Raw genomic sequence first — 6,288 nt, forward strand, 5'->3', positions numbered from 1 at the left:
TTGTCACCTTATAGTCACAACGCCCGGCTTCATATTCGCTGTGTTCAATGCGCCGGGTGGAGGGGTACTTCCTTTGGGTACAGTAATGACAATTGCGCTTGGGTCCTGTTTCGTTATTCTAACCGCATTGTCCCACTCTCTCTGGCTCATTCCGTTAATAGGGCCTTTGTCCACAGTTTGTACATACACTGTACGACGTTTGGCATCCTTGAAGGTCATGTCTGTATAAGATGCACCTTTTTTTGTATTTGGCATCAATGGTCTGAGATACGTTTCTGGTTGTTCTACTCGTGTTACCGGATGCCTGCCGCCTGCGGTATGAACCGAGCTTGGGTTATCGCGCATGAAGTTATCTCTAACTCCGTCCATATGTTTTTTGGTGGAGGCATTACCGCGTCTACATAAGCCGAGAGGGTCGGTCCACCCAATGGCATTTGGGTTGTACTGATATAGGTTCAGCCCACCCAATAACCCAATCGGATCCGGCTGCGTAAACCGCCCCACCTCCGCATCATAAAACCTGAAGGTGTTGTAGTGCAGCCCGGTTTCCCGGTCAAGGTACTGCCCCTGAAAGCGCAGGTTCTGCTCGCGTCTGATCCGCGGGTCGTGCCACTCGTCCCGGCTCTTGCCCCAACCCTCGTACTCACTGTGCCACACGCTCAGGCCGGCGTCGTCGGTCAGCTGTTCCGGCAGCCCGGCGAGGTTGGTGTGGAAGTATAGGATCTCTTCGCTGCCCGGCTTACCATCAATCCGCGCCAGCGGTTCATAGCTGTCGGGATCGGCATACACGTACAGGCTGCCGAAGCCATGCTCCACCTCCTGCAACAGCCGCAGCCCCTGCCACACAAACTGCACATCGTTCTGCGCCTGCTCGCTGTCATTGCTGTACACCCGTTTGCCGATGCGTCTTCCGAGCGGGTCGTAGCGGTACTCGCTGCGCAGCCGCTGCCAGCCTTGATCCTGCTCGACGCAGACCAGGCGTTGCTCTGCGTCGTAGCGAAAACGTTGCACGGTGTGGCTGCCGATGCGCTTTTCGCTCAGGCGCCCGAAGCGGTCATAACGGTAGCGTTTGTCCTCGAACACGTGCACGCGGTTGTGTTTAACGCAACCGGCCATGCGTCCAGTGGGCAGCAGGTTGGCGGCGGCGTCGTAGTTGTAGGTTTCGCGGTGCAGTTCCGGGTTTTGTGGCGTGCTTTGGCGATGGTCGCGCAGGCGCTCGGTGGCGTCGTAGCTGTAGTGCTCGTTGCCTTCGACACTTTTGCCATGACTCTGGCCGAGGAAGCGCCCGAGCAGGCCGTCGTCCGGCAGTGGCTGGCGTGGATCGCTGCCGCCGCGACGCTGGGTTTGGGTCAGGCGCTCGATGATCAGGTTGTCGCTGGCATCGTACTGGTAGTGCTTTTGCAGTAGTGGCAGTTCTTCGCGGGTGGCGTTGCGGTAGTGCAAGGCCTTCTGGCTGAGGCGGCCGCTGCGGTCGTAGCGGGTGCGGGTCAGCAGGCTGCCCTGGGTGCGCAGGACTTCGTCGTGCAGTTGGTCGCGTTCAAAGTCGCAGATCACCCGGCCATTGAGGTTGAGTTGATGCAGGTGGCCGCTGCCGTAGTACAGGTGATTGAGTTGGCGTTGGTCGGGTAGGGTCAGGGTTTGCAGATTGCCGAGGGCGTCGTAGTCGTATTTCAGTTCACCGGCATCACTGCGTTCGCTGAGCAATTGACCGAGGGCGTCATAGCGGAATTTCAGTTGCTGCTGTTCGCCGTTGTGCGCTTTAAAAGTAATCGCCAACAGATTGTCTGCAGCATCGTAGGCATAGTCGGTGATGCCGTCGTCGGTGGTTTTACGCAGTAAACGGCCCACCGCATCGCGGCTGAAACGATGCCGAATAGGGGCGTCTGATTCAAGAGGGGGCGGGCCGTCCTCGTAACTGTTGCGCGGTTCCGGCGCGGGTGTGGGATGGGCGTCGGTCCCCATAATATCGTCCAGCGCGTTGTAGTGGTAGACACGGTAGCTATCGTCCAGATCGATCTGGGTGGTCAAACGATCCAGTGCATCCCATTCAAAACGGTAGGCTTCGTTGTTCTCGTTGCTTAGTTGTTGCAGGCGCCCATAGGCGTCATAGCTGAAACGCACCTTATGCCCCAGCGCATCGATACGCTGCTGGATCCGCCCACTGGGATCGTAGTGATACTGGGTACGCAGGTTGGCCGGGTCGATGTAATCGGTAAGCTGGCCGGCCAGGTTGCGCTGGTAACAGTCGATGCGGCCGTCGGGGCGTTCGCTTTCAATCAGGTGGCCGCGAGTGTCATACCGGTACTGAGTGGTCTCGCCACGGGCATTTGTGCTGGCGCACAGATAACCGCGCTGGTCATAGCGGTAGTGGCTTTCCGAGGTGGAGCAATCGCGATACAGCAGCAGTTGCCCATAGCTGTTCCAGGCCAGGGTCTTGTGTTTGTCGTGGGCATCGATGACCTCCACCACCTGGCCCTGGGGGTCATAGCGGTAGCGGGTGGTGTGTCCGAGCGGGTCTTTTTCGCTGAGCAGGTTGCCGCGTTCGTCGTAGCTGAAGGTGCGGGTGTTTCCGCCACGGTCGGTGATGCTCAGCGGAAGCGCCCAGTGTTCGGTGTAGAGGATGTGTTCGCTGCGACCGAGTGGGTCGCGGGTTTCGATCAGGCGGCCGATGTCATCGTAGACGTAATACCATTCGCCGCCTTGCGGGTCAGTGGTCTTGAGCAATTGTCCGGCGAGCAGGTCGCTGTGCCAGCACTGGCCCAGCGGGTCGATGTGGTGATAGACCTCGTAGAGTGCGCCCCAGTGGTAGCGGTCCTCGCGGCCGAGGCTGTCCACCACGCGGGTTTCGCCCTTGGCCAGGTCGTACTGAAAGTGATAGTCCTCGCCATCGCTGCCCCAGTGACGGGTGACCCGCCATTCGTGGTCGGGCTGTGATTCCAGCAAGGGCGGCAGTGTATAGGGCGAGCCGTCGGCGCGGACGGATTGCGGGCCTTGCTCGGGGATTTCGAAAGACGCCCATGCATAGTGACGTGTGGCGCCGGTGGGCAGCGTATGGCTGCTCATGTAACGCTCGGGCGTGTAGGTGAAACGCCGCAACACCTGGTCGCTGGAATTGAGTACGGCGCTCAAATCGCCATGGCTGTCATAGCGGTAGTGCACCAAAGGCTCGGTGCGCTCTAGATGGCCGGGGCCTTCGTCACTGAAATACAGGCGCTCAACCCGTTCCAACCGGCGTGGGTGCAGGTCGTTGTAGCGTAGGCGTACGGTAATGCGGCTGTTCGGGTCGAGCAGATGCAGCAATCGCCCTTGCTCGTCATAGTGCAGATTGACCGTATTGCGGTTGCGGTTGCCCAGGCGCACCAGTCGCGAACGCTGCGGGTTGTGGGGATCGGTTTCAAAGACCTGATACAGGCCGAAATGAATGTCCTCGACCACCGTCAGGCCATTACCCATCTCGAAGAACGCCAAGCCATCGAGGGTGCTGATAAAGCGGTTGCCGGGCTTGAGTTGACCCAGTTCCAGGCGCTCGCCCTCGGCGTTGACGTACACCCAAAGGTCGCCACCGTCCGGGTGGGGCACGCGCACGATTTCAACTTCGTAGAGCACGCTCCAGCCGACGCCGAATAGGCCGTTGTCGCGACGGTCATTGCTGTTGTAGCGCCGTGCCCACACGATGGGCAGGATGCCTGGGAGGGTGAAGTCCAGATCCTCTGGACCGTCCTGGAACTTGCTGCCGGTGGATACGGCCACCGGATTTCCCGCGTTGAAAATACGTGTACAGCCGAATTTTCGCGCGACGAGGATGCCGACGATGATGCCCGTCACCATGCCGATTTTGCTCTTACCTCCGTGAATGGGTCGTACCACTAAAGGTTCGCCTCCAATGCGAACATCCGGTGACACGTCGGTATCCGAGCCAACGGTGGCCTCGCAAGTGGTGCGATCCCCACTACGGACGGCGGGCTGACTGTTAATGAAGACTTCCGAGGATCCTTCAGCCAGATATTGAGTAGGCATGGGCAAATGCCGCATGCACACCACCTGGTCCAGTTCGGCGGGTCGGGTTCCGCTGCTAGGTGCAACCACTACGGGTGGGTTGATAATGCTGTCGATAGATTGGTATACGCCAACTGCACTTTGGTATGCGGCGCTTATCGGATTCAGGCCGATCAACACTCCAGTAATGGCGTCCATCACACTGGGTTTGGTCGAAAGCTCATCGGGTTCGTCCGGCTCGTCTGTTTGTGTTCCAGCGGCACGGGCCGCTAGTTCGCTATTTATGCGAGTATCAACGGAACCGCTTGCAATGTTGCCCTGGGGCGTTGGCGGAAAGATCCCGTTGAAAAAGCCACTACACGCGTCGCTGAAGTGTTCGCCGATGGATTTGTCACCAGCAGGAATCAAACTCGCCGCCGACACAAGCAAGCCAGCCCCTACGCTGATCGCTACCGCGCCTATCGCTGCTACGGCAGCGGTGCCTATGATGGCAGGCGCCGCCGCGATCACCGCAGCAGTGACAGCCGCGTACACGACAGCTTCCGCCACAGTGGAAAAAAATTCAGCCCACGCGGAGGTGTGCAGTATGGGGTCGCCCACGCGGGCGGCGTGTACGGTGTCTGCCATGAATTATCTTCCTTGCAATCAGGTCAGTACGCGAAGAGCGTTTCAGGCGAACCGAAGGGATTGTTTGAGGGTTTCCCAATGGTCGAAATCAGCTTCGGTGAGCGTGCTGCCCTTGCTGTAAGTCAATGCCAGTAACCGAGTCTCGCCAGGCAGTTCACAGGCCAGTTGGTACTGGCAGGACAGTGCATTGCCCTGGGTGAATTCGGTTTGCACTTCCATCGCGACGATGTTGCGGTCGACGCCTACCCGCACCTCTGCGGGTTTGGTGCATTTGAAGGCTGTGACTTTCTTGCGCAACTCGGTGAGCTGGTGGGTATAGGTCTCGGCCAGCGTTTTCTGTGGGTCCATGAGGCCGCGTGCCAGCACCAGGGTGGTGCCGCGTGTCTTGAACACCAGCATGTTGACGCTGTTGTCGTCAGGCATTTCGTTTCCCAGCCCGATGATCAAATCGTGGGTGATGTATTCGCGCATTGGAGCCATCCTCTTGGAGTCATTCATGGTTGAAGTAGCCGTCCACATCGCTCTGGATGTCCGCGCCACTGACGCCGTTCGCCGTTGTGCCGGAAGCCTTTCCACTCATGTTCAAATCGAGTTTTCCTGACAGGGTGTTGACTTTGCCGGCGTTCATTCCAGTGATGTTGAAGTTCTCGCAGGTGATATTCAGGTCGCCGTTTTCATTGAGTTCTATGACGGTCTTGCCGCACTCAAGACGCAGCTGTTTACCCACGCCGATGTAATACTCACCAGCGACGTGATCGTTCTTGCTGCCGCCCACTTTCAAGGTGTCATTGGCCTTAACTACCCGCATGCGGGTGCGGCCGACGGTGATGGTTTCGTCCTGGCCGACCTGGCTGCTTCGGTTGGCGCCGATTGATTGGCTCTGGTTGTTCTTCACCACCGTGTTCTGGTCTTTCTGGGCATGGATAAACACCTCCTCCTGGCCCAGTTCATCCTCAAAGCGCAGCTCATTGAAACCTTCGCCCTTATGGGTGCGGCTCTTGATGGTCATCCGCGTCTTGTGTTTGGGCAGCTCATAGGGCGGCAGGTTGGTCTGTCTGTAGGCGGCCCCAGTGGCGATCGGCTGGTCAGGATCTCCGTCCAGGTGGCTGATCACTAACTCCTGACCCACACGCGGGATCGCCATGGAGCCCCAGGTCGCCCCGGCCCAGCCTTGGGTGACGCGGATCCAGCAGGAGCTGTGATCGTTGTTTTTGTCCGAGCGATCCCACGGAAACTGCACCTTGACCCGGCCCCATTCATCGCAATAAATCTCTTCCCCAGGTGGCCCAACCACCGTAGCGATCTGTGGGCCGTCGATGCAGGGTTTGGGACGCAGCGGCGCCTTCCAATCCGAGGTCCAGCGGATGGCGCTAGCCTTCAACGTGTAGGAGGTGCCGAGGCCGCTACCAAACGATTCTTCCTGCAAACTGGTGTGCTGCTTGCCTTCGTGTTTGATGGCGATGGTGCGCCAACGGTCATTGAAGTCCTCACGGGGATGATCGTTGAGGTCGAACGCCAACCCCGGTTGCAGGCGTTCGTCGTCGCCTTCCACATGGGCCAACTTGGCGTCGTTACGCAGGGCGGCCAGGCGGGTCTTGGTAAAGGGCTTACCGGCGATGTCGCGCTTGTAGCGCCCGGGGTAGTCGTAGCGCTCGTAGTCCTTGT

The 6,288-nt window shown here is 58.9% G+C and carries 3 protein-coding genes and 1 pseudogene; all 4 read right to left on the reverse strand.

The window, feature by feature from the left end:
- Positions 1 to 3 precede the first annotated feature (3 nt).
- Positions 4 to 3,867 carry an RHS repeat-associated core domain-containing protein gene (locus GIV35_RS24365; RefSeq protein ID WP_236265745.1) on the reverse strand — a complete coding sequence of 1,288 codons (3,864 nt, stop codon included), beginning with the start codon at positions 3,865 to 3,867 and terminating at the stop codon, positions 4 to 6.
- Positions 3,868 to 3,927: 60 nt separating this feature from the next.
- Positions 3,928 to 4,623 (reverse strand): annotated as a pseudogene (locus tag GIV35_RS27375) (PAAR domain-containing protein); the annotation flags it as partial.
- Between the two features lie 42 nt (positions 4,624 to 4,665).
- Positions 4,666 to 5,094, reverse strand: a complete 429-nt coding sequence (locus GIV35_RS24375; RefSeq protein ID WP_057024168.1) for a DcrB-related protein — start codon at positions 5,092 to 5,094, stop codon at positions 4,666 to 4,668.
- A gap of 19 nt (positions 5,095 to 5,113) precedes the next feature.
- Positions 5,114 to 6,288, reverse strand: a 1,175-nt coding sequence (tssI, locus tag GIV35_RS24380; RefSeq protein WP_236489141.1) for a type VI secretion system tip protein TssI/VgrG, incomplete at its 5' end; no start/stop codon positions are given.

Source organism: Pseudomonas sp. PA-1-6B (assembly GCF_021609545.1).
GTDB lineage: Bacteria > Pseudomonadota > Gammaproteobacteria > Pseudomonadales > Pseudomonadaceae > Aquipseudomonas > Aquipseudomonas fluorescens_BV.

Coding starts and splice junctions, on each gene's coding strand:
- GIV35_RS24375 (WP_057024168.1), bottom strand. CDS start 5,094: ATGCGCGAATACATCACCCACGATTTGATCATCGGGCTGGGAAACGAA.